2 protein-coding genes are annotated in these 3,184 nt (G+C 51.8%); both read right to left on the bottom strand.

All coding sequences use genetic code 11. The annotated features are described in order from the left end of the window. The coding region (locus CW742_RS09480; protein WP_292419622.1) for an MATE family efflux transporter at positions 1 to 1,322 on the bottom strand (1,322 nt) is incomplete at its 3' end. Between the two features lie 543 nt (positions 1,323 to 1,865). Beyond that, positions 1,866 to 3,059 (bottom strand): ABC transporter permease, encoded by a 1,194-nt coding sequence (locus tag CW742_RS09475; protein WP_292419619.1) that lies wholly within the window; start codon positions 3,057 to 3,059, stop codon positions 1,866 to 1,868. Between the last annotated feature and the right edge of the window lie 125 nt (positions 3,060 to 3,184).

Here is a 3,184-nt window from a genome sequence, read left to right as displayed (position 1 = left end):
ACAATACCCCACCAGATGCCCCGTTCCCCCATGCCCAAAAGGAAGGCAAACAGGTACGCGAATACAAGGGCAAATGCAATGTCTCTCATGAACGTCAGGAACAGAGATGTTGATCCTTTACCAACCCCCTGAAATACAGACGCCGACATAATCCCGAGCGGTACAAAAGGAAAGTAAAATACCATAACTCCGATGAACGCAGCGATCTCCGGGCAGAGATGCGCACTTTCCTGCGAATACGAAAAGATCGATGCGATTGGTTCAGCAAAGATCCAGGTGATGGCGCAGATACCGACAGTTGCTACCAGCCCAACGAGGATTGAATAACTATGGATGATCCGTATTTTACCATGCTGTCCTGCACCATATGCGGCACCGGTTACCGATACTACGGCAGTGCCAATGGCAATAGCCGGAACGATCCCATAGGTTATGACCCGAAACCCGACTGAGAATACGGCAACCGCATCCGTATTTGCCACTATCACGAGCATCAGATTGAGGATAATGGACAATACTGACATCAGAAGGAACTCGATACTTGCCGGGATACCCACATTCAGGATATCGGTGACCTGGCTCCAGTCTGGTGTAAAATTCTGCCTGGAGAGGCAGACATATGTGTCACCCCGAATGAAGAACCAGTAACAGAGGATTGCTGAAGTGACCCCGAGAGAGATGACCGTCCCCCAGGCAGCGCCGGCAATTCCGAGACCTGCCCCGTAGATGAGGATGGGATCGAGCACAATGTTCAGCAGGCAGGCAATCCCCATGGCATACATGGTTCGTTTCGCATCACCTTCTGCCTGGAGGACACCGTAGGCAATTTCAACAAAGATGATGAAGAAGAATCCTCCAAAGAGTACCCGTCCGTATTCCGCGGCAAGGCCTGAGATACTACCGGCCCCGATAAGCAGGGCAAGGGGTTCTGCAAAGAGGAACAGCGGGATGGTGAAAACTCCCGTCAGGACAAGGGAAAGCAGAAGAGCGTGGATGGCGCAGTTGCTCGCACCGCTGCGCTCACCAGCCCCGATTCTCCTCGCAATGGCAGATGTCGCGCCGGCCCCGATACCTGTTCCGAGCCCCATGAGCACCATGAAGAACGGTGTCATGAATCCGACTGCGGCAAGGGCATCAGAGCCGAGACCCACGATCCAGATGGCATCTACAATAGTTAAACTGGATATCAGGAGCATGGCAACGATCATCGGTACCGACAATGAGATGATCGCTTTTCTGGGATCTCCGGTAAGGAGATCTACGTTTTCAGTTGTTCCTGACCTGCAGGTAGATCCACGTTCGAATTTTTTTAAGAGATCCATCCCCATTCACCTTTTTTTTGGAAATTTCCTTTGTTTGTCTCTCATGAAAACCGGAGAATGATCATCCTGAGAAGGAGCGCGAACAATTTCCCCTGACGAAGAGGATGCTATGTATGAATTCTTCCTGGATCATAGGTTTCTCCGGCTCATCCGTGACCCAGCTCGTATTCCTGCGAACATAACTCCGATGAGATTTGAATGATTCTCTGATCGAAACGGACGTTTAGGAATTTCGTCCCCGGAACCCCGGCTACCATGGGAGAGGGTATACAACCATGATCTCGCCCTGCCGGCACGGTTGCCGTGCTGCCGTGCTGGTACCAGGGAACCTGTGTGGGAGAAAAAAACCAGAACGGTTTTGGGGTGTTTTCGTGCTGGTGTGGCCGGTTTTCATGTTTGGGCGACATTCCAAGGTTTGACGTTCCAAAATATCCTCTTTCAATATCAACTCATCCCATCATTGCATCCTTCTGGTTCGCCCAGTGGCTGTATTCCCGGTTCTCATACCACTCCTGAAAATGAGGGGGCATAGGTATACCGTACTCATTCATGCCTCAGCGCATCGATCGGGTTGAGGTTCGCCGCCTGCCAAGCCGGGTAGAGGCCACAGGCAAGACATATTAAAATGCCGAACGCGATCCCCTGGGTCACCGAGAGTGCTGTTGGGAGTGTCCAAAGGTACTTGGTCGTATTCAGCATCAGGGCGCTGACCCCCCACCCTGCAAAGATACTCAGGACACCTCCGGCAATGCTGCCGATTACGCCGATGATAGCCGCCTCGTAGATGAACATGCTCATCACTTCTTTCTTCTGGGTGCCGATGCTTCTCATGATCCCGATCTCCTTGATCCGCTCATTGACAGACATCATCATGATATTGAAGATCGAGACCCCGGCAACGATCATCGAAATCGCACCTATTGCGGTGACAAACGTGGTTATCGTGCCGAACGTGGCATAGATGCTGGCGAGCGTCGCCTTGCTGTCAATCACGCTTACAATCTTGTTATCCTTGCGTTTGTTGAGCTGCTTCTCGATTTTTTTCTTAACCGTTGCGGTGTCACCTTCCCTGACCTTTACCACTACCTGGTCGTAGTCCTTGTCCCGGGTGTAAGCGTTCTCGAACCATTCGTCCGTAACGACAATGGCGCTGTCCGTACTGATGTCAAAGCTCATGCCCCGTTCCTTAATGATACCGGTGACCCGGAGTGTCCCCTTACTGCCATCGGTCCCGATCGAGATCCGGGATCCTACCTTGATCTTGTGATCCTTGGCAAAAGTGGAGCCTACAAGACAACCGGAATTTCCGTTGTTATAGTCCCCTGCATTAAGCTTCATAATATCCGGGACATCTTTCGATGGCAGTGCATAGATGGCTGCAACGATATCCTTGCGGCCAACCCCGATCTTCATATGATCGGAGGTCGAGTATACAGGAATTGCCTTGTTGGGTGCTGATACTCTTTTGATCTGCTGAAAGTTGTGGTTAGTGAGTCTCCGGCTTCCGAAACTGCTTCCCACATCGAATTCATCCATTCCTTCCCCGCCAATGTATGGTGTGACGATGACGCTGTCCCCAACAGATTTGAGGCTCTCGGAGACCGAGGATACCATACTGTTCCCGAGAATCCCCATGGATGCGATGGCAACCACGCCAATTACGATTCCCAGCATCGCAAGGATGGAGCGGAGCATGTGCAGACGGATATTCCGCTTTGCAATCTCCCAGAAGATCATGATGCAATGCTCCCGTCGACGATCCGTATTGTCCGGTTCGTGTACTGGGCGACATTGGGGTCATGGGTGACCACGATGATAGTTGCCCCGTCCCGGTTCAGATCGGTCATCAGCTCCATGCTGCT

The organism is Methanoregula sp., from assembly GCF_002835825.1.
GTDB lineage: Archaea > Halobacteriota > Methanomicrobia > Methanomicrobiales > Methanospirillaceae > Methanoregula.
This window is presented reverse-complemented; position numbering and strand designations above follow the sequence as displayed.

Coding starts and splice junctions, on each gene's coding strand:
- CW742_RS09475 (WP_292419619.1), bottom strand. CDS start 3,059: ATGATCTTCTGGGAGATTGCAAAGCGGAATATCCGTCTGCACATGCTC.